The sequence below is a fragment of the Streptomyces sp. CA-142005 genome (assembly GCF_050942335.1).
Taxonomy (GTDB): domain Bacteria; phylum Actinomycetota; class Actinomycetes; order Streptomycetales; family Streptomycetaceae; genus Streptomyces.
Genome location: NZ_CP192079.1, coordinates 243,968 through 267,693, shown reverse-complemented (window position 1 = coordinate 267,693; position 23,726 = coordinate 243,968). Strand labels below are relative to the sequence as shown.

Here is a 23,726-nt window from a genome sequence, read left to right as displayed (position 1 = left end):
TGCGGAGATCAATACCCGCCAGAAATGTGTTTGGCGGTCTCGTCACCGGCCGGTACGGTGCGATGCAGAACCAAGGGGGATGAGCTGGTGCGACCAGTGCTGTTAGTGGACGTGGACGGACCGCTGAACCCGTATGCCGCCAAGCCGCACCGTCGGCCCGAGGGCTATCAGACGCACCGCCTGCTGACCCCTCGCTGGGAGGCCGCCGAGCGGCGCCGGCTGACTGAGTGGGGGCTGCCGAACAAGCCCGTGAAGCCGCTGCGGGTGTGGCTCAACCCCGATCACGGCCCGGCGCTGCACGCGCTTCCCTTCGACCTGGTGTGGGCGACAACGTGGGAAGAAGAAGCCAACGCCTTCGTCGCACCAGTCCTGGGATTGCCCGAACTGCCCTTCATTCGCTGGCCTTCGCGGCGGCCCGAGCCCGGGGGCGGTGTGTTTTGGAAGACGCCTGAGATCGTCGCTTGGGCGCAAGGCCGTGCGTTCGCCTGGGTCGACGACGAGATCACAGAGGCGGATCGGACCTGGGTGATGGAGCACCACGACGGTCCCGCCCTGCTGCACCGGGTCGACCCGCGATGCGGCCTTGCCATCGACGACTTCGCCACGCTGACGGCATGGGCAACCGGCCTTGACTGACACCGCAGCCGTTCGACAACCGGCTGCGACACCGTCTGCGTGATCGTTACGGGACAAGTCTTAGCGCCCGTTGACGGCCATGAGTTCGTCGTGGCTGCCGTGTTCGACGAGCCGTCCGCTGCGGTGACAACCCAGCTCAGCCGGCGTGGTCACCGAGGATCATCAGATGCGTCGCAGACGCGCTGATCCCCAGACCCGTGCTGATGAGGCCCTGGGCCGCAAGGATCCGCGCACCACTGCTTGTGGTCCTCCCGCGAGTCTTGAAACGCTGCTGAGCCTGTTGATTGGCTGGCCGACATGACTGATCTCGGACCCGTCGCCTGGCCACCTGCCCCGATCAGGACCGCAAGGCTTGTGCTCCGTGAGCCCGAGGCCCGGGACCGTGCGGCATTCATCGAGCTGCTGGCGTCGCCAGAGGTGCACACCTACCTCGGCGGGCCCCGGCCGCGTGAGGAGGTTGAGCGCGAGATGCCCGGGGTGCCCGAGCGGTGGCCCGGGAGTTTCGTCGTCGATCTCGACGGGGCAATGATCGGCCAGATCCTGCTCAGGCGAGCACCGGAGCACAGTCGCCCGGCTGCCGCGGGGAAGGTCGATCTCGGCTACCTGTTCCTGCCGCGGGCGTGGGGATTCGGGTACGCCGCCGAGGCCTGCGCGGCGGCACTCGACTGGTTCGGCGGCGTCCTTCCCGGCGAGCCGGTCGTGCTCCACACCCAGACCGCCAACGTCGGCTCGATGCGCCTCGCGGCAAAGCTGGGATTCTGCGAGGTAGAGCGGTTCCATGCCTGGGACGCTGAGCAGTGGCTCGGTCAGCGGTCCCCGGTCGTGCCCTGCCATTGAGCTCGCGCTCAACAGCGCTGACCTGTCGAAGTGCTGTCGCTCTCGTTGACGAGGCCGGGCGGGCTTGCGGGTCATGCAGGCGTTTGAAGGAGTGGCGCGAAGGCGCGTTGTCGGTCGAACGGCTGCCGGGTCTGGAGGCAATGGTGAAGTTGTCCGAGGAGGCGGTTGAGCAAGTGGCGCTGGGCGGCGTTGTGCCGGTCACCGTGCTCGCGCCGGCGCCGGTAATGGGCGTTCGCTCCGGGCGAGGCCTGGAGGGCTGGGAAGCCCGAAGGAAGCCCGCGTGCACAAGCCGGTTGTTCTTGACGAAGCGGCGGCCGACGAAGCGTTGCTTGCCCGAGGCGCCCGTGATCGGGGCGGAGCCGGCATAGGACTTGAGTCCTTCGGCGTCGGCGAAGCGGCTTCGCTCGTCGCCGATCTCGGCGAGGACGCGGGCCGCGAGCAGGGGGCCGAGGCCGGGGAAGCCGAGCAGGATCTCTCTGTCAGCGTGCTGATGAATGACGGCCTCGGTGGCTGCTGCGAGGTCGTCGGTGGCCTGGCAGGTGGCATCCAACTGCACGAGCTGGGCCAGGAGTTGACGGCCCTACGCGTCCTCGACGGCCGGGAGCTGGCGGACGTACTCGGAGCGGAAGATGTCCCGCAGGCGCGCGGTCTCGGTGTCACAGGCGCGGGTGCGGCCGCTGCGCTTGAAGGCGGCGCGCAGCTGGGCGGGGGTGAGTTTCGCACCCCTTGGCCGGGATGGGGGCGAGGGCGAGGATCAGCCGGGCATCCGGCCTGGTCCAGGCCGCCGTCCTTGCCTTGGAAGGCGTGCAGGGCGGCGGGGTAGTACTCGCGCAGCAGCGAGCGGACCTGGTTGGGGACCTGCTGACGGCTCCAGACGGTGTCCTGCCGGGCCCGGGCCGGCACGGTGATGGCCCGGGCGAGTTCCGAATCAGCTGGCAGCGGCGGTGGGCGTGCATGTCGGTGTGCAGGATGTTCACCAGGACCAGCGCGTCGCCGGGGTGGGCCTTCTTGCGGCTGACGCCGTGTCACGGTAGGGGGAGGCGGCGAGGGGTTGATCACGAAGACCTTGCGGCTGCCGGTGCGCAGGGCGGCCGCGAGCAGGCCGCGGCTGGTTTCAATGGCCACCGGTATGGGGCTCTCCGGGTCGTCGCCGTGTTCGGCCCGGAGGTCCAGGAGCTTGTCGGGCTCGCTGGTTGACGGCGAGGGTGTCCAGGCCGAGGGATCGGCCCTGCTTCGCCGCCTGGAACTGCCGTACCCGCCAGCCCACCCACAACCGGGCCAGCACGAAGAACACAGTCACCGCGGCGAAGCAGTAGGCCTCGAAAGCATGCTTCTTCGGAGTCAGATCCGCCTGGCTGCTGCTGTAGGCCCAGAACAGGGACGTGATGACCGCGAAGACGAGCGGCATCACCCAACCCTTGAGGGCCATGTGTGGCAGAAGGCTCCGCAGGTAGCGGGGCAGCCGTGTCTCCACCGATGTGGCGACGGCCGGGGCAGGGGACTCGAAGTCGTCAGGCGCGGCGTGGATCTTCATCGTCCCGCAGATGCCGACAGCCAGGGTTGGCCTGCGGTCTCCTACCGGCCAGTGCGCTCGACTTCTTTGGCGTCGGCCTTCGACCGCAATGCGATCGCCTTCTCCGAGTCTCCGTACCACCACCAGGTGTACCCGGTGATCGCCACGAACAGCAGGACGCAGGCGAGGAAGAGCGGCGTGATCGCGAAGTGCCCCCCCCCAACGGGCCAGCCCGTAGACGGTCCAGCCGCCGAGGGCGATCGCGCCTCTGAGCAGGGCCGTCAACGCCTTCTTGGTGCGGAGATTGATTCCGCGCACTCTGGGACCGGGCGCCGCACGACGACAAGGATCTCCGTCCGCGGCGGTGGCCGGCCGGGCTCATCCCGCGGTGAAGGAGCACTTCGCGAACGCACCGTTCGACCTGGATATCTCCCCGGGCTGTGCCGAAGCCTTCAAAACCGGGTGGGTGTGTGGAGAGCCAAGACGGCCGAAGGAGAGCACGAAGGCGGTCAGCGCCAGCAATACCGCTCCGGTCAGTTCCATGAGGGCCGCCTCGGGCAGCATCGATCCGGGCGGCCCGCCATACACGAGGCGGCCGTGATGATCGTCGCTCTCGGGGTGCTCGTTGACGACGGCCGCGATCGTTGCGTTCTGCCGCCGGCAGGACGCCCGGAGCCGCCGTGGCGGCCCCTCGGCGGTATCCGCAACGGCTCCCGGGTGATCTCGACGACCTGTTGTCCTGGGGCTGGCGCCTGCTGTTCCCTGATCGCGGGCCCGATGCGCATCATCGGCCTCTAGCTGTGGACGAAGCCCGCGGAGACCCGCTTTTGCCGCCGGGAGCCTGAGAAGGCCGCTGATCAGGAGCGCGAGCGGCCGAAGGTGCCGATACGGGGCGCGAGCGGCCGAAGGTGCCGATACGCGGCATGGTCACGGGGCAGTGGAGGGTGCTGCCGCTGTGCATGGGCCTCGTGCAGATCTTCAACGTCACGGACTACAGGCTGCTGTCCTGCATGCCGAGCCGTCTGGCGAGTGAACTCCACTGCGACGAGACCCTGGCGCTGGTCGTGCTCGGTGCGATCGTGCGGCCGCTCGCGGGCGCGCTGTCGGACCGCGTCGGTCGTCGCTCGGTGACGCCGCTGGCTGCGCGGGCTTCTTCCTGCGCGTCCCCGCGCTGCTGCTGATCCGCCGGGTCGCCCACGTGTCGGTCGCGCTCTTCGGCGGCGTCGCGGTGTGGTTGACGGCGGAGTCGGCGGGGTGGGGCGCTGTCCGGGTCCGCTCCCGCTGTGGAGATGCAGGTGCAGGCGCGTGCTCTTCGCCGGGCGTCGCGCCGTGGCGGGGGGTGGGCCGGCCGGGCGGTGGTGTGCGCGTGTCACTCGGCTCGCAGGCGGAGGTTGACGGTGTTGTTCACACGGTTGGCCACAGCCGTGGCGCGTCGGGAGGCATCTGTGCTGGGCGGCACTGTGCGTGCGCAGCGGGGCCTCGTCGGGGCGTCGGCCTCGCGGGGTCGGCTCGCGCGAGGGCGCCTCAGGCGGACGCGGGAAGAGCGAGGGTCTCGGTGCGGCGGTGGCGGCCGTTTCCGGGCGCGTCCAGGGCGGACGGGCGTTCGGCGGCAGGCTGTCCACGGTGCCGGCCGGCACCGAAGTCCGTCACCGGACGACGGCGGCGAAGGGTCCTGAGGGTGCGGATCGACTGCTTCATCATGTTCTCTGTTCGGGTGTTCTCGGGAGCGGATTGTGCTCAGATGCCGCGGGGGCCGGCGGCGCGGACGGTCCAGAGCTGGTCGAAGTGCCAGCGGTTGAAGGCGTAGGCCTGCTCGTCCGCCTGAGCGACGGCGACCCACTGTCCCCGGCTCACGTGGTAGACGCGGTGACCGTCGTAGCGAAGCTGCTGAGCGTTGCCGCCGGAGCGCCAGTACGAGTGACCCGACTGGTCCCGCTCGCCGTGCCATTCCCGCTGCCCGTCCCAGAGGGACCACCCCTGGCCGATGCGGGTGAAGCCGGCGCGCTCCGTCACGGTGGCGACGGCGCTGTGGTGAGTGCTGTGCCCCGAGGGCAGGGTGGCTGCCGAGGCGGGGCCGGTGACGGCGACGAGGGCGCTGCCGGTCATGGTCACGGTGGCGGCTGCGAGGGCGATGCGGGTCATCAGCTTCTTCATGGTGTGTCTCCTTGCTTCGCCCGGTGTGGGGTGCGGGCGGTGAACGATCGACGCGTTGCCGAAGGGCTCGTGGCCGATACGGCCGAGCAACGTCATGCATTGACGCTAACAGATCGTTGAGGCTCGTCAATGAATGAACGGGTGTGACTGTCGACTCACCGAAACGAAGCTGCCGGAATGCTGTGGATTCCCAGAAACGGGCATGACAAAGGGGCCACGGGAATGCCCGTGGCCCCAAGCTGCCTGGTGGCGGGTCGGTCAGGTGCAGGCGGAGTCGCTCGGGGACGTCCTCACTCGGCCGAGGAGGATGCGGAGGGTGGAGAGCTCTTCGGGGGTGAAGTCGGCGAAGAGTTCTTTCTCCACGGCGGTGATGGCGTCCTGGGCCTTGTCGAGGGTGCGGCCGCCTTCGTCGGTGAGCGCCACGATGTGGCGGCGCCGGTCGGCCGGGTCGCGCCGGCGCTCGACGAGCTGCGTGTTCTCGAGGTCGTTGAGGATCCCGCACAGGATGCTGGGATCCACCTCCAGGACTTCCGCCATGCCCTTCTGGCTCATGTGTCCCGACTCGCCCAGCAGGACCAGCGTCGCGCCTTGGCGGGGTGTCAGTCCGCACTGCTTGAAGGCGCGCTCCATGCGGGCATGGGCGATGGCGCCGTGCCGGGCGAGCAGAAAGCCGAGCCGGTCGAGGGGCTCGGCCTCGACGGTGCCGGTCAGGTCCGCAGTCATTGTCACCCCACCTACCGTACCAGTTCGTAAACTGTTACTCGATTAAGATCATTTAGTAGTTTCGATGATATCAGATAATCAATGATGGAGGGGATCGCAGAGCCCGGGGGGCGCGGCGGTGGCGCAGGGCCGCGGGCTGTCATGTATCCGCCCTGGTCGCAGAGGGGGCAGGTCCATCACCGTGCGACCGCGCTGGTCAGCGACGACGGTGGCCTTCATGATGTTCTGCTTCTTCTTCCCGACATGAACGCCCTTCTGTCCCTGCGGCTCGCCACAGGCCGGCCGGCCCTGGGTCTCGGTGGCATCCAGCCTGAGCTCGACATCCTCGGCATGGGCGTAGGCGGACACGTCATGAAGTGCCCGAAGCTGCAGGGCAGGGCGCGCAGGGGCAACGCGTCCACGTTCCCGGGTGATGGAGCGGAGGTTCCACCGTGCAGACCGACACCGGCACTCAGCCGACCCAGGCAGCGTCACCGCAGCGCAAGCCGCTCAAAGACCTGCGAGGTTTCTGGCGCACCCTGCTCGCGCTCCGCTGGCAGGTAGCGACGGTTTCCCCACCGACCCGGTCGGCGCGCTCGCGCTGACGGCCGGATCGATTAGGTGCGGCGATCGCGGCGTCCCGGCTCGCTGCGGCGGGCAACCCGAGGGCCGGCAAGTTCTCACCTCGTCGAGAGGCGGGCGAGCAGGCTGCGCCCGGTGGGGCGCAGGCCGAAGCGCTGTTCGGCCTCGGCGCCGAGGTACTCCCGGCAGGCCATCAGGAACAGCATCGGCGTCTGCTTGAGAGGGGCCGGCCGGGCCCGACTCGGCGTCGTCGTGGCGCAGCCGGTGGGCGTATTGCGCGCACTGGTCGACGAGCGCCAGGGCGGCGGTGTGGAGGTCCGGGCCACCCTCGGCCATGACCGCACCCATGCGGTTCTCGAGGTCGAGCATGGGCGGGCAGACCTGGTCGCGTACCGCGGCAGGGAGAGCCGGCTAACAGGTCGACGATGGTCTTGTGCGACGGCATCAACGCCGAACACATCGGCGGGCGATGACGTCTCCAGGGATGCAATCGCCGGTTTCAGCTCCTCATCGAGTAGCTGCCTGATGCGGTACAGGTCGTGCCGCAGCCGCTCGGCGGGCTCGGCGGGCTCGGCACGTAACGCCTCGACAGCCACAAGGCAGTCAAGGTCGGTGAGCGTGACCGGAGGACGTTGCGGCCTACTAGGGGTGTCCTGCCGCAACCGTGATGTCCGAAAATGTGTCTCTCATCCCGTGCTCGATGCTCCGGGACGGGTGAGGTACCGGGGCGCGGCGGCCTTGGGGGGACGGACATGAGCACGTGGGCGGTGCCGGGATACACCGAGTCGCTGGAACTCGGTTCGGGGGCGAGCGGACGGGTCGTGCTCGCCGTTCATGTGGAGACCGGGGTTCCGGTCGCGGTGAAGTACCTCAGCGACTCCTTGCGCACCCAGCCGGGCTTCGTGCAGGGGTTCCGCTCGGAGGCGCGGCTGCTGGGCGGGCTGGAGAGTCCGTACGTCGTCGGCCTGTATGAGTACGTCGAGAGCCCCGGCGGGGCCGCGATCGTGATGGAGCTCGTCGACGGCATCTCGCTGCGCACCCTGCTGATCAGGCAGGGCCCGCTGGTGCCGGAGGCGGCGCTCACCGTCCTCAAGGGCTCGCTGCTGGGGCTGGCCGACGCGCACCGGGTCGGTGTCGTCCACCGCGACTACAAGCCGGAGAACGTCCTGGTCGGCACGGACGGGTCCTCCCGCCTCGTCGACTTCGGCATCGCGGTGGACTCCGGCGTCAGCGCGGGCATCGCCGGGACCCCGGCCTATATGGCGCCGGAACAATGGACCGGCGCGCCCGCCTCGCCCGCCGCCGATGTGTACGCGGCCACGGCCACCTTCTTCGAGTGCCTGACCCGCCGTAAGCCGTACCAGGGCGAGAACTTCGCCGAGCTGGCACTACGGCACCTGGACGCGCCGATTCCGGTGGAGCAGGTGCCGGAGGCGGTACGGAGTCTGGTGGCGCGGGGCCTGGCGAAGAACCCGGCGGAACGGCCCGCACACGCCGAGGAGTTCGTGCGGGAGCTGGAGGTGGTGGCGGGGGCGGCGTACGGGCCCGACTGGGAGGAGCGCGGCCGCGAGGCGCTCGCAACGCTGGTTGCGCTGCTGCCCCTGCTGTTGCCATCGGGGCGTACGTCCCCGGCCTCCACGACGGACGTCGCCCGGACGGTGCTGCGTCAGCCCTCCGCGGGAGGCCGGCTGCGGCCGTGGCTGCCGGGCCGGGCGGGACTGGTGCTGTCGGCGGCCCTGGTGCTGCTGGGCGTACTTCTGGCCTACGGTGTCCAGTCGGACCCGGCCGTTTTCCCGCGCGAGGCGGCGCGGGCGCTGGCGACGAGCAGCGTGGGACCCGGGGCCGACCACGTTGCGGAGTTGAGCGAGACGCCCACGCCGACGCCCTCCGCCTCGGTGACGAGCACCAGCCCGACGCCCTCCGCCTCAGTGGCGAGCACCAGCCCGACGCCCACGGAGTCGTCCAGCGTCTCGGTGACGCCGTCGACAACGAGCCCGGTGGGGGTGCCCTCGGACCCGGTGACGACGACACCGCCGCCGGTGACGAAGCCTGTTCCGCCCGCCGTGAAGGACATCACGGTGACGGAGTTCCGGCAGACCGGGCCGTCCACGGCCACGGCGACGCTGACCATCACCACGGACGGCACCGGACCACTGTCCCTCACTGTCATGTGGTTCTCGGGCCAGGACCTGGGTTTTCCGGGGGCGCCCGACGGGGCGGCCCAGCGGTTCGAGCTCAGTGGTGCCACCACCTACAAGGGCACCGTCGACCATGCCTTCCAGAACGCCGGCTGCTTCTGGTTCTGGACGGTCCAGGCGGCGACCGACCCCGCGAGCGCCGACGGCGGCGCGTCCCAGCAGGTTGGGGTCAGTGCCGGGGGGTGTGTGAAATGACCACACCCGACGACCGTGTCCCCGAGGAGCCCGCCCGCAGCCTGGGCGGCTCTTCCGCTGACGCCGAGTACAGCGCGACGGTGCTGGCCAGCCACTGGTTCACCGGCCCGGAGCGCGAGGAGTCCGCCGCGACGGTGCTGGACGAGTCGGCCACGACGGCGCCGGACCGGGTGGAGGACACGGTCCTGCGCTTCGGCCCTGGCGTCACGGCGGCGGCGGCCCACCGTATCCACAGCACGCTGCCCGTCACGCCCCCGCCCGGCCCACGCAGCGGCCTGCGCCGCTACGCGCTGACGGCGCTGGTCTTCCTCTGCGTCCTCGCCTTCCTAGCGTGGCAGCGGCTCGGCCCCTCGGTGGAGGTACGCGACGTGTCGGTCGCCACCCGCCCGGCCAAGCTGGGCTGCGGCGAGACGGCGCAGATCCTTGCCCAGGTCACGACGAACGGCCGCCCGGGCACGTTCACCTACCGCTGGTTCCGCAGCGACGGCACGTCCTCGGACGTCCTGCGCGAACGCCTGCCCCGCGGCCAACGTCACGCCACCCTCAGCCTCCGCTGGACCTTCGAGGGCAAGGGCCACCACGCCGGCCGAGCGGAACTCCGCGTCCTCACGCCGTCCGTGCACACAGCGGTCACGAGGCTGACCTACGACTGCCGATGACCCCGCGGTGGCCAGTTCGGCCGACGTGGCCACCGCAGGGGGCATGTTCGGGGCGTTTCCAGATACGCCAGAAACCCGCCACGCAATGATCTTGGCCTCGTGAGCGGGTCCGCCCGTGCCGATTGTGACGAGCATCTGCTGGTCCAGCTGCTCGCGCTGAAGTCGTGTCAGCGCATGGGGTGTTTCCCGAAGCTGGACGAGATCCCGGATATGGTCGTCGACTTCGTCCGCCGCGCGGTCGACCTGCCGGAAGGCACGGTGCCGAGAGCGGCGAACCGTACGGCGCAACGACAGCGAACCGTCGTACGGCAGCGGACGGGTCTGTCGTACGACAAGGCGGAGGCCCGGAAGATCGCCGAGCCGGTGATGCGGAGTGAGGCGGTCTCGAAGAACCGCCCGGCGGACCTGATCAACATCGCACTGGAGAAGGTCGTCGAAGCCGGGCTGGAGCTGCCGGGCTTCACCACGCTGGACGCGCTCGCGGCGAAGGTCCGCACCGAGGTGAACGCCTCGATCTACCGGGCCAGGTACGCGTGTCACTGCAAGACAGCGGTTCGCTCGCCTGGGCAGGCTGGACGTCCTCGGCGGGAGGGGGCGGCCATGCGGTCCCGCCTCATCGATGGGAGCATTCATGCGCGGTCACCCTCTGCGCGCCATCAGCAAGATCTGCCTGATCGTGGCACTGCTTGGCCTGGCCCTTCCTATGACCACGGCCAGCGCCTCCGCCGCGGTCCTCCACCGGCGCACCGCACTGCTGGCGCTGAGCGGCACCTTGTTTTCCGGCCCGGAGCGGGTCGACGTCACGGGCGGTATCCGAGTCACCGTCGTCACCCGGAGCGACCCGGGCGGCGGCGGGAGCGCCGACATCACCAGCCAACTGGTGAACACCACTGGCATCGGCCAGACCAGCGGCGGCCGCTATCGCTTCGTCGGCGCGGACCACAACACCGTCGCATACCCGCCGGACCCGATCACGCCCGTGGCCGTCTTCCCCACCTTCCTCAAGATCTACCCGCGGGGCCCGGTCGTCCCGCCGAACCCGGTCGTTCCGCCGAACCCGGTCCGACCCGTCAGGATTCGCACGGCCATCGCCCAGGACGGGAGCATCGACAACATCACAGCCGAAGTCTTCGAAGTCGACGAGAACCCCAACACCTGAACGATGCGAGCCGACATCTCACCCCGGGACCGGGCTACCGACGAAATGTGGCGGGTGAGGTGACGGAATGCCTGTCTGGTCTTCAGCGGGCCCCGGACCGCCGCCCGCCGGAACTCGGTTCCGGCGGGCGGCAGTACTTCCGGCATGGTGTCTCAGGAGGGAACTCGCAGCATGGCCACCCTGGAACCGGCATGGGCCACAGGCGAGCCGACCCCCGCAGTCTGCGGGGCCGGTTAGCGATCTTCGCCGCCGCCTCGCGACTGCGGTTGGCGGCATCGGCACGACTGTCACAGCCATCGGTGGTGCACAGATCGGTATGCGCAACCGCCGCTGAGCCCTGGGGCGCAGGACCCGCACACCGCGAGCGTGCGCCGGGCCCTCAAGGCGCCGGACGAGACCGCCGCGGCCCTCACCTGGCCCCGAAACCCGTCGCGACCGCATCACGGTGCTGCCACACTCGCGCCCATGAGCGACGACAGCGCCAAGAGCCTCGGCGGAGCCATCAGCACCGACGTCAACGCCATCACCTACGAAGTGATGGACTGGGCGACGCAGGCACTGCCGGCGCACGTACCGGCGGACGGCCTGAAGAAGCTGAAGCTGGCCGCGGGCGAGCATCTCGCGGCGATGCTGACGACCGCCTATCTCGGCATCGTGCCGGTCGCCGTAGACGTCCACGGCGGCGTGGATCTCGTCTACCGCGTGGCGGACTCGGACAGCGACGCACTGTCGTCGCTGCTCGGCCGCAACGGTGTCGAGTTCGCCGACTTCGAGGTGAAACCGATACCTGGTGACTTCCGCGAGCACGACGCAGCGGTCTCGCGGGCACTGAAGCGAGGTGAGGAGCCAGGCACTCATCGGGCGACGTTCGTGTCAGCGAACGATGTCGTCGAGGCGGCCCAGTCGATGATCGCCAAGGCCGCGAAGCAGTTGCGGGACAAGTCCTCGCCCGACAGGGCACGGGTTGTGTTCATCGTGTCCCACTTTCTCGACCGGCCCTACGTGGAGTGTCTCGACCTGGCGATCGCGCACACCTTGACTGCCCCGACGCTGCCAGACGAGATCGACGCTGTGTGGGTGTTCTTCGCGCCATCGCACCTGGTGGTGTGGTCGGCTGTCGAGCAGCGCTGGACGCAGCTTCTTCTCGGCAGTTTCAAGGAGGACGGGACGGCCCCGGAGGTCGACTTCGGCATGGAGCTGCTGCAGCACTACGAGGGGCTGTTCCTGGAGCGGGCGGGGCTCGACGCGTCCTCGCCCTTCTACTACGGCCTGGGGACTGGCTCGATCACCGCCGCAACCGCTGGCCGAACACGGCAAACCCCCACCTACTGATCACCCAGCAGACCGCCGTCGAACTCGGCCAGGCCGGCATGCTCGCCGCGGTTGCGGCTGCCACCAGATCCCGGCCGGACAGTCCGGCGAAGCGGGCCGCCACGGTGTCGCGCAGGGTTGCAAAACCCTGCTGGTACAGCTCGCTCGCTTCGCGCAGGAGCAGACCAAGTCCTCGTCGAGGCTGTCCGGTGCGGCTGCGGCGAGGTCGAGGAGGCGCTGGGTGGTCGTCGTCATCATCAGCAGTATGCCTGTCGAGAAAGATCAGAAGCTTCCTGCAAGTCTCAGAAGGGGGTGTAACCCGCTTTTGAGTGAGAACGGGTTCTGAGAACCGAACCAAGATCAATGGGGGCTCGGCGGCCCGTTCTTGATCTTGCTCCGGCAAAGGAACGTTTGTGAGAGTAACCGCGTGTGTCAGTCTCCGAAGTCGGCTGCGCAGATGACTGGAGTCGGGTGCACTGAGCGTGGTCTCCGCTCGCGGGCCGCCGGCCCCTGGCGGCTGCTCAGTCGGGTGGGACGGCTGGGTCGATGATCCGATACCCCACGCCGGGCGTGGTGGCGATGACCGGGGGGTCGCCGAGTTTGCGGCGCAGGCGGCTGATGGTCACCGTGACGGTGTTGGTGAACGGGTCGGCGTGCTCGTCCCAGACCTGTTCGAGGAGGTTCTCCGTGCTGAGGAAGGCGGGGCTCGCGTTCAGGAGGGCTTCGAGTACCGCGAATTCCTTGACGGAGAGGTCGAGTTGGTGGCCGTCGCGGCTGGCGGTGCGACGCATCGGGTCGAGTTCGATGCCCGCCGTGCTCAGGGTGCGGGACCGGGCGGCGGGGCGGCGGCGGGCCAGAGCGCGGATACGCAGGACGAGTTCGGGAAAGTGGAAGGGCTTGGCGAGGTAGTCGTCGGCGCCCAGGGTCAGGCCGCTGACGCGGTCGCCGGGTGAGTCGGCGGCGGTCAGCATCAGGACCATCACGTGGCCGTCCCGTTCGGTGATCATCTGGCAGAGGGTGTCGCCGTGGATGCCTGGCAGATCGCGGTCGAGCACGACGACGTCGTACGCGTTGACGTCCAGCTTGGCAGCGGCGACGAGCCCGTCGTGGGCCACGTCCACGGCCATGCCCTGGTCGCGCAGTCCCTCGGCGATGACTTCGGCGAGGGGGCGGGCGTCCTCGACCACCAGGACTCTCAACGCGCCACGCTTGTCTTTGTGTCGGGGGCTTCCGCCGTCGCCCTGCCGTCCGTACGGGGGAGGGTGATGGTGACGCGCAGGCCGCCGTCGGGGCGGGCGCGCAGGTCCAGGGTGCCGTGGTGGGCCTGGGTGATGGCTGCGACGATGGAGAGGCCGAGGCCGCTGCCCTGGCCGGTGCCGGTCCGGTCGGCGCCAAGGCGGCGGAAGGGCTGCGCGAGGTCCGCCACCCGCCGCTGGCCGAGGACCGGTCCGCTGGACTCGACGACGAGGGACACCGCGCCTGCGTCGTCTTCTTCGGCCCGTACCGCGACACTGATCCAGCCCCCGGGGTCGTTGTGCGTGATCGCGTTGTCGACCACGTTGTCGACCGCGCGGCGCAGCAGCGTCTGGCTGCCCCACACCCACGCGGAGTCGTCGATCCGGTTTTCACGCACGGTCAGGTCCTTGGCCGCAATGTCCTTTGCCCGTCCGGCCAGGGCGGTCAGCGCGAGTTGGCCGAGGGTGAGGTGCGCCGAGTCGGTGAACTCGCCGTGCTGGGTGCGAGCCAGGACGAGGAAACTCTCCAGCAGCCGGTCCACCTGGTCGAGTTCGGCGCGCATCCGGGCGGCCAGCGTGGCCGTGGTCTCGGGTACCGGGCCCGGCTTGGCGAGGGCCACGTCCAGGGAGGCCCGCATCGTGGTGAGCGGGGTGCGCAGCTCGTGGGAGGCGTTGGCGACGAAGAGGCGCTGGGCGTCGAAGGAGCCCTCCAGGCGGCCGAGGAGGTCGTCGATGGTGTCGGCGAGGTCCTTCACCTCGTCGCCGGGGCCGCCGATGGCCAGGCGTTCGTGCAGGCTGTCGGCGGTGATCCGGCGGGTGGCCGCTGTCATCACGCGTAGCGGGCGCAGCACCCGGCCGGCGACGAACCAGCCGAGGCCGACCGAGATCACAGCCATGACGCCGAGGGCGATGGCGGAGCCGAGCAGGATCTGCCGGGACTGGGTGTCGTGCGCCTGGGCCAGTTGCTGCTCCAGCGCGTCGATGCGGCCCTGGGCCTGTGCCGCCGTGGCGGGCTGATCGGTGCCGCCATCGGGGGCGGTCTGGCTGGAGCGCGATCCGCCGGATGCCACCACAGCCGCGAGGGCCAGCAGCGCCGTTCCCGACAGCAGGAACAGAGTCACGTACAAGGCGGTGAAGCGGGTGCGGGCAGTGCCACGGCGCAGGCCGAGCCGGGCAGTCAGGCCCGCGAGCCGTCGGGGCGGACTCCATTTCATCCGCATGCTCCCCTCTCGCCACCGCACCAGGGCACGTACCAGGCCAGGTTAAGCCGAGGCGCCTAACAGCGAGATGACAGCGGCCGTTCGGCCCCTGTAACGCGCTCCGTCACAGGGTGGGGCCCATGAGCGATGAGAGTACGAAGGCGACGATCGAGGTCATCGGTCTGCGTAAACGCTTCGGGCCACAGCTGGCTCTGGACGGGATGACGTTCACCGTGCGGCCCGGACGGGTGACCGGCTTCGTCGGTCCGAACGGCGCGGGCAAGTCCACCACCATGCGCGTGATCCTGGGCCTTGACGCGGCTGAGGAGGGAAAGGCCCTGGTCGGCGGGGTGCCGTACCGCACCCTGCGTCGCCCGCTTCGGCATCTGGGGGCACTGCTCGACGCCTCCGCGCTGCAGCCGAGCCGCACCGCCCGTAACCACCTGCTGTGGCTGGCCCACTCACAGGGCGTGCCGCCCCGGCGCGTGGACGAGGTCATCGAACAGGCCGGCCTGGGCACGGCGGCCCGGCGCAGGGCCGGCGGCTTCTCGCTGGGCATGCGCCAGCGCCTGGGGATCGCGGCGGCGCTGCTCGGTGACCCGCCGGTCGTCATGCTGGACGAGCCGTTCAACGGCCTCGACCCCGACGGCATCGTGTGGATGCGCGGCTTCCTGGCGGAGCTGGCCCGGCAGGGCCGCGCCGTCCTGGTCTCCAGTCACCTGATGAGCGAACTCCAAGACACCGCGGACCATCTCGTGGTGATCGGTCGCGGCCGGGTCGTCGCGGACACCAGCGTCTCCGAGCTGCTCGCCGAGGCGTCCGGCGGCCGGGTCACCCTGCGTACCTCCGCGACTCCGCGCGCCGCCCAGGTCCTGCATGGCGCGGGCGCCACCGTTCTCGCCACCGGCCCCGGCACCCTCGGCGTCACGGGCCTGCCCGCCGAGGAGATCGTGGCCCTGCTTGCCCAAAACGGGGTGCCGTTCTCCCAGGTGTCCGCGCACCGGGCGACGCTCGAAGAGGCGTACATGGAGCTCACCCGGGACGCGGTGGAGTACCGGGGCATCCCGGCGGGGGAGGCCACGCGATGACCGCCATCCTCACTCCACGCCCCCCGGCCACGAGGCGCGCTGAGCGGAGCGGATTCCTCAGGACGCTGCACGCCGAGTGGACGAAGTTCCGTACGGTACGCGGCTGGGTCCTCGCCACGGCGGGGGCGCTCCTGGTGACGATCGTGGTCGGCCTGCTCGGCACGGCCGCCCCCGCCCCCGGCGGTCGCGGCGCCGACTCCGCCTCGTACCCGAAGGGCCCCGGCGGCGAGGCCGTCAACGACAGCTTCTACTTCGTCCACAAGGCGCTCACGGGCGACGGCACCCTCACCGTTGCCCTGCGGTCCCTGACTGGTGCGGCCGACACCGGGACCGGCAAGACGGCCCAGGGCGCCCAGCCCTGGGCGAAGGCAGGGATCATCGTGAAGGAAAGCCTCACCCAGGGATCCCCGTACGCGGCGGTCATGGCCACCGGCGGCCACGGCGTGCGCATGCAGTACGACTACACGCACGACACGGCGGGCCCTTCCGGCAAGGTCACCCAGGAGTCCCCGCGCTGGCTGCGCCTGGTCCGCTCCGGCGACAGCCTCACCGGTTCCACCTCCGCCGACGGCACCCACTGGACCAAGGTCGGCCATGCGAAGCTGCCGGGGCTTGCGCGCACCGTGCAGGCCGGGCTCTTCGCGGCGTCACCGGAGGCGAAGCGGGACACCGCGGCGGGCACGGGCTTCAGCCCCGCCGTGGCCACCGGCACCTTCGGCCGTCCCGGCCTCACCGGCGGCTGGTCCCAGAGCGCGTGGAGCGGCACACAGGTGGGCGGCGACGCGGGCACCTCCGGCAGCTACACGAACACCACCAAGGGCGGCTTCACCCAGACCGACGGCGGCGGGTTCACCGTGACCGGGGCCGGTGACATCGCACCGGTCGTCGGCGGGCCCGTCATGGGCGTCGGCTTCTCCGTCGAGAGCTTCCTCGTCGGCACCTTCGCCGGGCTGATCGTGGTGATCGCCGTGGGCACGGTGTTCATCACCGGCGAGTACCGGCGCGGTCTGCTGCGTACCACCATGGCGGCAACTCCCCTGCGGGGCCGGGTGCTTGGTGCCAAGGCGCTGGTGGCCGGGGGCGTCGCGTTCGCCATCGGCCTGGTCGCCTCCGCGATCACCATTCCCATCGGGGAACGCAGCGCGCGCGGCAGAGGCTTCCATGTCTTCCCCGTCACGCCGGCGACCGAAGTGCGCGTCATGGCCGGCACCGGCCTGCTCTGCGCAGCCGCCGCCGTGCTCGCTCTCGGCATCGGTGCCCTGCTGCGGCGCAGCGGCACGGCGGCCGCCCTGGTCATCGCGTCGATCGTGCCGCCCTTCCTGCTTGCCACCTCCGGCGTACTGCCCCCGGGCGTCTCGGAGTGGCTGCTGCGGGTGACCCCGGCTGCGGGCTTCGCCATCCAGCAGACCCTGCCGCAGTACGCGCAGGTGCTCAGCGTGTACGAACCGTCGACCGGCTACTACCCCCTGGCGCCCTGGGCCGGCCTCGCCGTGCTGTGCGGATACGCCGCGCTCGCCTTCGGCCTGGCCGTGGTACGGCTGCGCGGGAGGGACGTATGAGTCTCCTGAGCGGTGCACGACTCACGAGAACGGCTGACGGCGCGTGGCGAGGGGACTTCGGCCGCGCCCTGCGCGCGGAGTGGACAAAGCTGCGCACCACAGGGGAAATGGGCAGGTTGCTCCTGCTCGCCGTCGCGCTGACCGTGGCCGTCGGCTGCGGCACCGCCAAGGCCGTGAAGTGCCCGGACGCGGGGTGCGGCCAGGACGCCGTCAAGCTCGCCCTGACCGGCGTCACCGTCGGGCAGGCGGTCATCGCCGTCCTCGCGGTGCTGGCCGTCAGCGGCGAGTACGGCACCGGGATGATCCGCACCACGCTCATCGCAGTGCCACACCGGATCACCGTCCTTACCGCCAAGGCGACGATCCTCACCACGGTCGTCCTCGCCTGCGGGACGGCTGCCGTCCTGGCCTCCCTCCTCGCCGGCCGCTACATCCTGCCCGGCAACGGATTCACCGAGGCGCACGCCTATGCCCCGCTCTCCCTGGCCGACGGCCCGACCCTGCGGGCGGCCGTGGGATCGGTCCTCTACCTCGTCCTGATCGCCCTGATCGGCCTCGGCGTGGCGACGGCGGTACGGGACGCGGCGAGCGCCATCGGGATCGTGCTCGGACTGCTCTACCTCTTCCCGGTAGTCACCCGGGTAGTCAACGACCCGGAGTGGCAGCGCCACCTCCAGCAGATCTCGCCCATGACCGCGGGACTCGCGGTCCAAGCCACCGTCCATCTGCACGAACTGCCCATCGGCCCATGGGCCGGCCTGGGCGTGCTCGCCACGTGGGCCGCGGCCGCGCTGCTGGTCGGCAGCCTGCTGCTGCACAGGCGCGACGCGTAGCCGAATCGAGCGTCCGCGAGCACGGTGGCTTCGGGCCCCTCCCCGGCCCGGCGCCCTGAACAAGGCAGCCCTACTGCCGTTCCCCAAGGAGCACCCCGAGGTCGCGAACGTGCTCCAGATGCGCGCCGCCTCCCTGGTTCCCACCAGTTTCGCGCACAGCGAGTGTGATGTCTCATCGATGCTGCGGTAGCCGTGCGGCTGGGACCTGCGATCCCGCAGATGCGCTGAGACAGTCTTGAGCGGCGGTTTGGGAGAGGGGAGCGCGGCTGACCTGCGATCCTGCAAGCCGATTGAGACTGCCGCAGATGTTGTGAGAACGCCTATAAGCCTCCAGCGGATGGCCATCGAGACGGGAACAGGTGACGCCGAAGCAGTAGGGCTTGCAGCCGCCGGGATCGAACGCGGTCCGCCGCGCAGGCCGCAGGGGCTCAAGGGGCCGGAACTCGGAAAAGCCCCACATGCTGCAACAGCATGCCGTCTGGGGCTCACACCGGCTGGGAACAGGCCGTTCAGGCTGCTCCTGCACTGACCGCGTCCCCGACTGACTGCCGGGGGCAGGCTATCGGCTGATCATCCAGCCGAAGGCTTGCTGGGCGCGCGGCGGACACGGAGAGATGGTGTCCCGGCGGGTGGTGTGGTGTAGTCGAGCCGCCTTCGTGATGCCGCAGATCGCGGCGGTGATCCGCCCGGCACCCGGGAACCTTGTGGGTCATGCCGCTGTGACCAGCCGGCCGGCGGCATAGGAAGCTCCACCGCGCAGCCCGGTCACAGGCCATGTGTCAGCGCGTCTTCCACGTGGCTACACCACGCCGTGGGGCACGACGGGGGACGGTGCCGTCTGGTGTCGATGACAGTCTGGTTGGGTGGTGCCCCACCGAGTGGTGTTGCGGTGCAGAGTTCGTGACTTGGCAGGTCAGTCGGCTGACGTAGTCGCCGCCGCGCCGGAACGGGGTGCTGACGCCTGCGAGCAGCACGCACACCAGACCCGCGAGCCGGCCGGGAAGCGCCGGCTCGACGCTGAGCGGATCCACGCGATCCTTATGGCTACACCACTCGGTGGCGCGCCATCTCTGGTTGCGTCCCATGGCTGTACCGGATCGGAAGCGAAGCTTGGGGGCGGGGCTGGGTGAAAGACGCTGGGAGTCTTCTCAGACGTCGCTGAGGCGCAGGCCGGCGTGGGCCTTGTAGCGGCGGTTCACCGAGATCAGGTTGGCTACCAGCGACTCCACTTGGTGGGCGTTGCGCAGTCGTCCGCCGTAGACGCCGCGTGCGCCCGCAAGGCGTGAGGCGAGTGCCTGGACAGTGTCGGTGGCGGCGCGTTCGTCGCCCAGGACGAGTACGTCGGTGTCGATCTTCTCGATCTGACGGTCTTCCAGAGTGACGGCGGAGAGATGGTGAAACGCGGCGGTCACCCGGGAGTCAGGCAGCAGCGCGGCAGCCTGCTGGGCGGCACTGCCCTCCTCGGGCCTCAGCGCGTAGGCCCCCTTCTTGTCGAAGCCGAGCGGGTTGACGCAGTCGACCACGATCTTGCCAGCGAGTTCATCGCGGAGCGTGGCCAGCAGCTCGGCATGTCCCTCCCAGGGTGTGGCGACGATCACCAGGTCGCTCTCCCGCGCGGTCGTGGCGTTGTCAGCGCCGCGGACGTCGTTGCCGATGGCTGCTGCCGTGGAGGCGGCTCGGGCGGCGTTCCGTGAGCCGATGACGACCTGTTGGCCCGCGCCGGCGAGCCGGTAGGCGAGGCCGCGCCCCTGTGGGCCGGTTCCGCCGAGGATGCCGACGACCAGGCCGGACACGTCGGGAAGGCGATGGGGGTCGTTTCGAGTGGCCGCGGCGGGAGTGGAGGGACGGGCGCCGGCGGCTTCGTCGGGAGTCGTCATGCTGTGGTCCTTGGCTCGTTCGGTTCGTTCTTCCGCGGCCCGGTGCCGTTCGTCGTCAGCGGGCTGCTCGGGCCGCGATGCGGGACATCGGCCGGCGCCGTCAGGCGGTCAGCAACTCCACGCGGCGCATCACCTCGCGGCAGAACGCGCCCACTCCGTTCGGGTCGTCGGTGAACTGCGAGGGCTTGACGCAGAAGGTGGTGAATCCTTGGGCCATCTGCTCGGGGATGGCCTCGAGGGCCTGGGCGAGGTCGGCGCAGGAGTCGTCGTCGGGGAACACGGCGCGGGTGCCGCCGATCATCTCCAGGTCGGCGATGTCGCGGCCTGCGGCGGCCATGGCGGTCTTCAGCGTCTGCATGTGCTCGGGCGTCACCTTGCCCAGCGGGTTGAAGGCGTGGCCGTACCGGACGATCCTGCGGACCATCGCGTCGTGCATGCCCGCGCCACCGAAGCACAGTCGGGGGCCGTCCGGGCGGTATGCCTTGGGCTCGAAGTACACGTCCTGGAAGGTGTAGTACTCGCCGACGTGAGACACGGGAGAGGGGCCCCACAACTTCGCCCAGATCTCCAGGTGTTCGTCGAGGAGCTTGCCACGCCGGGAGAACGGGACGCCGAGTGCCGCGTACTCGTCCCGGCTCCAGCTGACGTTGGGCAGCACGATCAGACGGCCCTCGGAAAGAAGGTCGAGGGTGCCGAGCTCACGGGCCAGGAGCAGGGGATGGCGCAGGGGAGCGATGACTGCTGACGCGGCGAGACGCAGGCGCTCGGTGACAGCGGCGATCGCGCTGAGCAGCATGAGCGAGTTGGGCCACGGGGTGTGGGGGTCTTGGTTGCCCGGCAGGGCGTAGTCGCGGGGGTTGCCCATAACGCCGCCTGCTCCGGCGTCGGGGCCGAGCACGATGTGTTCGCTGATCATGACGGAGTCGAATCCCGCGTCCTCGGCCTCGCGGGCCCAGCGGATCACGGTCGGCAGGTCCGCGCGGCCTGCGGTCATGGTCCAGTTCTCGCTCAGGACGAGCTGCATGCGGGGAGTGGTCATGGCGATCCTCGGGACGAGCGTGTTTGAGGGCAGACGTGAGGGGCGGGGGCGCCCGGGCGGCCGCAGCCGTCGGGACGGCTGCGGCCGGCGGTCAGGCGAGGGTGACCTCGACCGGCAGGTGCTTGATGCCGTTGACGAAGTTGGAGCGGACGCGGGGGACGTCGCCGGCGAGCTTGATGTCGGCGATGCGCGGGATGAGCTCCTCGAACATGATGCGGATCTCGGTGCGGGCGAGGAGGTTGCCCAGGCACAGGTGGGGGCTGCCCTTGCCGAAGGTGACGTGGTCGTTGTTCTGCCGGGTGACGTCGAAGTCGTAGGGGTTGCCGAAGACTTCTTCGTCGCGGTTGCCGGAGGCGTACCACATGACGACCTTGTCGCCTTCCTTGACCTTCTTGCCGCCGAGTTCGACGTCGCGGGTGGCGGTGCGGCGGAAGTGGTAGACGGGGGAGGCCCAGCGCAGGAACTCCTCGACCGCCGTGGGGATCAGCGACGGGTCGTCCTTCAGCTTCGCCAGCTGCTCGGGGTGCTGGAGGAGGGCCAGCATGGAGTGGGAGATGGTGTGGCGGGTGGTCTCGTTTCCGGCCACCACCAGGAGCAGGAAGTAGTTGTCGAAGTCCTGGGCCGAGAGCGGGACGCCGTCGCGCGGGGTGGTGTTGACCAGCTTCGAGACCAGGTCCGTACCGTCGCCGCCGCGCCGCTGCCGCGCCAGCTCCCTGCCGTACTCGAAGACTTCGATCGACGCGGGGGAACGGAACGGCAGGTCGCGGTACTTCTCGCTCTCCGCGCTGTGCAGCAGGACATCCGCGTAGTCGGGGTCGGTGTTGCCGATGATCCGGTTGCCCCAGTCGATGAGCTGCTGGTTGTCCTCCGGCGGGACGTCCAGGAGGCGGGCGAGGACGTTGATGGGGAAGTCGGCGGAGACGTCGGCGACGAAGTCGAAGGTGCCCTTGGCGAGGGCCGCATCCAGGGTCTTGGCGGTCAGACCGCGCAGGAAGTCGCTGTAGCTGCCTATGACGCTCGCGCCGAACTGCCGCTGGATCACGCTGCGCAGGGCGCGGTGGCGGACGCCGTCCATCTCCAGGATGGAGGCGCGCTTCTTGATCTGGTCGTCGTCGAGTTCTTCGAGGTTGACGAAGCGCGTGGAGGTGAAGGTCTCCGGGTCGCGGTCGACGGTGGCGATGTCGGCGTGGCGGGTCACCGACCAGAAGCCGGAGTTGGGGGCCTCTTCGGGCTGCCAGTGGACCGGGTCCTGGTGGCGCAGGGTGTGGAACATGCGCCACGGGGTGATGCCGTCGGCGAAGTTGTCGAGGTCGGCGAGGTCCACCCGGCTGAGCGGCAGGGGCTCGTCGAGGGCTGCGCGCAGTTCGGCCCGGGTGGTGGGGACGGCGGGAACGGTGGGGCTGGTCATGTGGCGGTTCCTTCGGGCGGGGGTTTCGGGGCGGGCTTACAGGTGGTAGGCGTACTCGGTGAATTCCCAGTCGGTGACGTGCCGCCCGAAGCGTTCGAGCTCGTCCCGCTTGTAGGTGAGGAAGGACGTGGTGAAGTCCTTGCCGAGCAGGTCGGTCAGGGCGGTGTCCGACTCCAGCGCGTCGAGCGCGGCCGACAGGCTCTGGGGCAGCAGGGCGGCACGGGAGGCGTCGTAGCCGTAGCCCTGAAGCGGGGCGGGCGGTTCCTCGCCGGCCTGGACGCCCAGCAGCGCGGCGGCGATCGTGCCGGCGATCAGCAGGTACGGGTTGGCGCTTGCGTCGCCGAGGCGCAGCTCCAGCCGCGCGCCGCCCCCGCGCTCCGGCGGGATGCGGACCATGGCGCTGCGGTTGTCGAGCCCCCAGTCGATCAGCCAGGGTGCGAGGGTGTCCGGGCCGAAGCGCTTGTAGGAGTTCACGGTGGGGTTGGCCAGGGCCGCGAGCGCGGGCGCGTGGGCGAGAATGCCCGCGATGGCGTGCCGGGCCGTGGCGGACAGGCCGTAGGAGCCCGCCGGGTCGTCGAAGGCGTTGTGGCCATCGGCGTCGTTGCAGGACAGGTGGAGGTGGAAGCCGGAGCCGCCCGCGTCGCCGAAGGGCTTGGCCATGAAGGTGGCGAGGTTGCCCTCCTTGCGGGCCAGTTCCTTGACCGCGGCCTTGAAACGGAAAGCGCGGTCGGCGGCGTCGAGGGCGGCGGAATGGGTCAGGTTGATCTCGTACTGGCCGCCGTCGAACTCGTGGTTGCCGGTGACGACACCCAGCCCCAGATCGCGCAGCGCGCGCAGAGTGCGCAGCAGGTGGTTGTCGGGGTCGGCGCGCAGGCCCGCGGTGTACACGGCGCCGGTGGTCTGCGGTGAGCGGCGCCAGCCAGTGGACGAGCCGGGGGCGGCCTCCAGCAGGAAGTACTCCAGCTCGGGACCGACCACGGGGCGCAGTCCCTGCTCGGCACAGCGGGCCAGGACGGTGCGCAGCAGGTCGCGGGAGGACTCGGGCGCCGGGGCACCGGTCGCCGGGTCGGTGACCTCGCCGAGACAGGCGGCGACACCGGGCTCCCAGGGCAGGACGGCCAGGGTGGACAGGTCGGGGCGTACGGTCACGTCCGGCAGGCCGGCGTCCAGGCCGCCCGCGACCGGGACCACGTCGCCCTGCGGGGTGGTGTGGTAGACGGCGCGACAGAAGGCCAGGCCGTGCTCGCAGGCCGACGGCAGATGGTCCAGCAGCACCTCGCGGGCGCGGTCGGTGCCGATCAGGTCGGGGTAGACCACCCGGACCACGTCGACGCCCGCGGCGGCGAGCCGCTCCATGTGCCGGCGGATGTCTGGGGTGTCGGATGCGCTCACCGGTGTCTCCTTGGCGGAAGGAAGGGACTCCCCGTGCCGGGGGCACTGGGGAGGGGGTGCGGAGGGGGGCCGGGGCGGGGGAGAAGCGCGCCCCGGGCTAGTCATTTGATCCCGAACGATATGGAGGGGGTTGTCACCCCGCAAGGGGCT

The 23,726-nt window shown here is 70.2% G+C and carries 21 protein-coding genes and 2 pseudogenes; 11 read left to right on the top strand and 12 right to left on the bottom strand.

Annotation, left to right across the window (positions count from 1 at the left end):
* The first annotated feature begins 84 nt into the window (after window positions 1–84).
* Both ACQPXS_RS47655 and ACQPXS_RS47650 read left to right on the top strand, forming a co-directional pair.
* Window positions 85–636, top strand: a complete 552-nt coding sequence (locus ACQPXS_RS47655; RefSeq protein ID WP_433455632.1) for a hypothetical protein — start codon at window positions 85–87, stop codon at window positions 634–636.
* Between the two features lie 297 nt (window positions 637–933).
* Window positions 934–1,473, top strand: coding sequence for a GNAT family N-acetyltransferase (locus ACQPXS_RS47650; protein WP_433445851.1), 540 nt, complete (start codon window positions 934–936; stop codon window positions 1,471–1,473).
* A 71-nt stretch (window positions 1,474–1,544) separates the two neighbouring features.
* Here the strand turns inward: ACQPXS_RS47650 and ACQPXS_RS47645 are convergent.
* The 3 genes and pseudogenes from ACQPXS_RS47645 to ACQPXS_RS47635 form a co-directional block, all read right to left on the bottom strand.
* Window positions 1,545–2,655, bottom strand: a pseudogene (locus tag ACQPXS_RS47645) (IS110 family transposase); the annotation flags it as partial.
* Window positions 2,588–3,007 carry a hypothetical protein gene (locus ACQPXS_RS47640; protein WP_433456639.1) on the bottom strand — a complete coding sequence of 140 codons (420 nt, stop codon included), beginning with the start codon at window positions 3,005–3,007 and terminating at the stop codon, window positions 2,588–2,590. The pseudogene ACQPXS_RS47645 and the gene ACQPXS_RS47640, both read right to left, overlap by 68 nt.
* A 357-nt stretch (window positions 3,008–3,364) precedes the next feature.
* Complete coding sequence (locus ACQPXS_RS47635) at window positions 3,365–3,529, bottom strand: hypothetical protein (protein WP_433445850.1); 165 nt, start codon at window positions 3,527–3,529, stop codon at window positions 3,365–3,367.
* A 380-nt stretch (window positions 3,530–3,909) separates the two neighbouring features.
* Between ACQPXS_RS47635 and ACQPXS_RS47630 the strand changes: the two genes are divergently transcribed.
* Complete coding sequence (locus ACQPXS_RS47630) at window positions 3,910–4,167, top strand: hypothetical protein (protein ID WP_433445849.1); 258 nt, start codon at window positions 3,910–3,912, stop codon at window positions 4,165–4,167.
* 556 nt (window positions 4,168–4,723) lie between these two features.
* Here the strand turns inward: ACQPXS_RS47630 and ACQPXS_RS47625 are convergent.
* From ACQPXS_RS47625 to ACQPXS_RS47615, 3 genes are all read right to left on the bottom strand, one after another.
* Window positions 4,724–5,140 carry a hypothetical protein gene (locus ACQPXS_RS47625; RefSeq protein WP_433445848.1) on the bottom strand — a complete coding sequence of 139 codons (417 nt, stop codon included), beginning with the start codon at window positions 5,138–5,140 and terminating at the stop codon, window positions 4,724–4,726.
* Between the two features lie 258 nt (window positions 5,141–5,398).
* Window positions 5,399–5,863 carry a MarR family winged helix-turn-helix transcriptional regulator gene (locus ACQPXS_RS47620; protein ID WP_433455630.1) on the bottom strand — a complete coding sequence of 155 codons (465 nt, stop codon included), beginning with the start codon at window positions 5,861–5,863 and terminating at the stop codon, window positions 5,399–5,401.
* Window positions 5,864–5,941: 78 nt separating this feature from the next.
* A complete protein-coding gene (locus ACQPXS_RS47615) occupies window positions 5,942–6,211 on the bottom strand; it encodes a hypothetical protein (RefSeq protein WP_433445847.1) in 270 nt (89 codons plus the stop codon).
* Window positions 6,212–7,176: 965 nt separating this feature from the next.
* Here ACQPXS_RS47615 and ACQPXS_RS47610 point away from each other — a divergent pair.
* From ACQPXS_RS47610 to ACQPXS_RS47590, 5 genes and pseudogenes are all read left to right on the top strand, one after another.
* A complete protein-coding gene (locus ACQPXS_RS47610) occupies window positions 7,177–8,817 on the top strand; it encodes a serine/threonine-protein kinase (protein WP_433445846.1) in 1,641 nt (546 codons plus the stop codon).
* Window positions 8,814–9,476, top strand: coding sequence for a hypothetical protein (locus ACQPXS_RS47605; RefSeq protein WP_433445845.1), 663 nt, complete (start codon window positions 8,814–8,816; stop codon window positions 9,474–9,476). The genes ACQPXS_RS47610 and ACQPXS_RS47605 overlap by 4 nt, the downstream gene beginning before the upstream one ends.
* 99 nt (window positions 9,477–9,575) lie before the next feature.
* Window positions 9,576–9,956: pseudogene (locus ACQPXS_RS47600) on the top strand (DUF4158 domain-containing protein); the annotation flags it as partial.
* Window positions 9,957–10,107: 151 nt separating this feature from the next.
* Window positions 10,108–10,635: a hypothetical protein gene (locus ACQPXS_RS47595; protein WP_433445844.1), complete on the top strand. Its 528-nt coding sequence runs from the start codon at window positions 10,108–10,110 to the stop codon at window positions 10,633–10,635.
* 465 nt (window positions 10,636–11,100) lie between these two features.
* A complete protein-coding gene (locus ACQPXS_RS47590) occupies window positions 11,101–11,967 on the top strand; it encodes a hypothetical protein (protein ID WP_433445843.1) in 867 nt (288 codons plus the stop codon).
* A gap of 500 nt (window positions 11,968–12,467) precedes the next feature.
* Here ACQPXS_RS47590 and ACQPXS_RS47585 read toward each other — a convergent pair whose 3' ends face one another.
* Window positions 12,468–13,145 carry a response regulator transcription factor gene (locus ACQPXS_RS47585; RefSeq protein WP_433445842.1) on the bottom strand — a complete coding sequence of 226 codons (678 nt, stop codon included), beginning with the start codon at window positions 13,143–13,145 and terminating at the stop codon, window positions 12,468–12,470.
* Entirely contained in the window at window positions 13,142–14,395 is a 1,254-nt protein-coding gene (locus ACQPXS_RS47580; RefSeq protein ID WP_433445841.1) for a sensor histidine kinase, read from the bottom strand. The genes ACQPXS_RS47585 and ACQPXS_RS47580 overlap by 4 nt, the downstream gene beginning before the upstream one ends.
* A 125-nt stretch (window positions 14,396–14,520) precedes the next feature.
* Between ACQPXS_RS47580 and ACQPXS_RS47575 the strand changes: the two genes are divergently transcribed.
* The 3 genes from ACQPXS_RS47575 (at window position 14,521) to ACQPXS_RS47565 (ending at window position 17,860) form a co-directional block, all read left to right on the top strand.
* A complete protein-coding gene (locus ACQPXS_RS47575) occupies window positions 14,521–15,468 on the top strand; it encodes an ABC transporter ATP-binding protein (protein ID WP_433445840.1) in 948 nt (315 codons plus the stop codon).
* Window positions 15,465–17,027: an ABC transporter permease subunit gene (locus ACQPXS_RS47570; RefSeq protein WP_433445839.1), complete on the top strand. Its 1,563-nt coding sequence runs from the start codon at window positions 15,465–15,467 to the stop codon at window positions 17,025–17,027. The genes ACQPXS_RS47575 and ACQPXS_RS47570 overlap by 4 nt, the downstream gene beginning before the upstream one ends.
* A gap of 107 nt (window positions 17,028–17,134) precedes the next feature.
* Window positions 17,135–17,860, top strand: a complete 726-nt coding sequence (locus ACQPXS_RS47565; RefSeq protein ID WP_433445838.1) for an ABC transporter permease — start codon at window positions 17,135–17,137, stop codon at window positions 17,858–17,860.
* Window positions 17,861–19,008: 1,148 nt separating this feature from the next.
* Here ACQPXS_RS47565 and npdG read toward each other — a convergent pair.
* The 4 genes from npdG to ACQPXS_RS47545 all read right to left on the bottom strand — a co-directional run bounded on the left by npdG (window position 19,009) and on the right by ACQPXS_RS47545 (window position 23,576).
* Entirely contained in the window at window positions 19,009–19,737 is a 729-nt protein-coding gene (gene npdG / locus ACQPXS_RS47560; protein ID WP_433445837.1) for an NADPH-dependent F420 reductase, read from the bottom strand.
* 100 nt (window positions 19,738–19,837) lie between these two features.
* Window positions 19,838–20,776: a TIGR03619 family F420-dependent LLM class oxidoreductase gene (locus ACQPXS_RS47555; RefSeq protein ID WP_433445836.1), complete on the bottom strand. Its 939-nt coding sequence runs from the start codon at window positions 20,774–20,776 to the stop codon at window positions 19,838–19,840.
* Window positions 20,777–20,867: 91 nt separating this feature from the next.
* On the bottom strand, window positions 20,868–22,184 hold the full coding sequence (locus ACQPXS_RS47550) for a cytochrome P450 (RefSeq protein WP_433445835.1): 1,317 nt from the start codon (window positions 22,182–22,184) through the stop codon (window positions 20,868–20,870).
* Window positions 22,185–22,220: 36 nt separating this feature from the next.
* On the bottom strand, window positions 22,221–23,576 hold the full coding sequence (locus ACQPXS_RS47545) for a glutamine synthetase family protein (RefSeq protein WP_433445834.1): 1,356 nt from the start codon (window positions 23,574–23,576) through the stop codon (window positions 22,221–22,223).
* Window positions 23,577–23,726 lie beyond the last annotated feature (150 nt).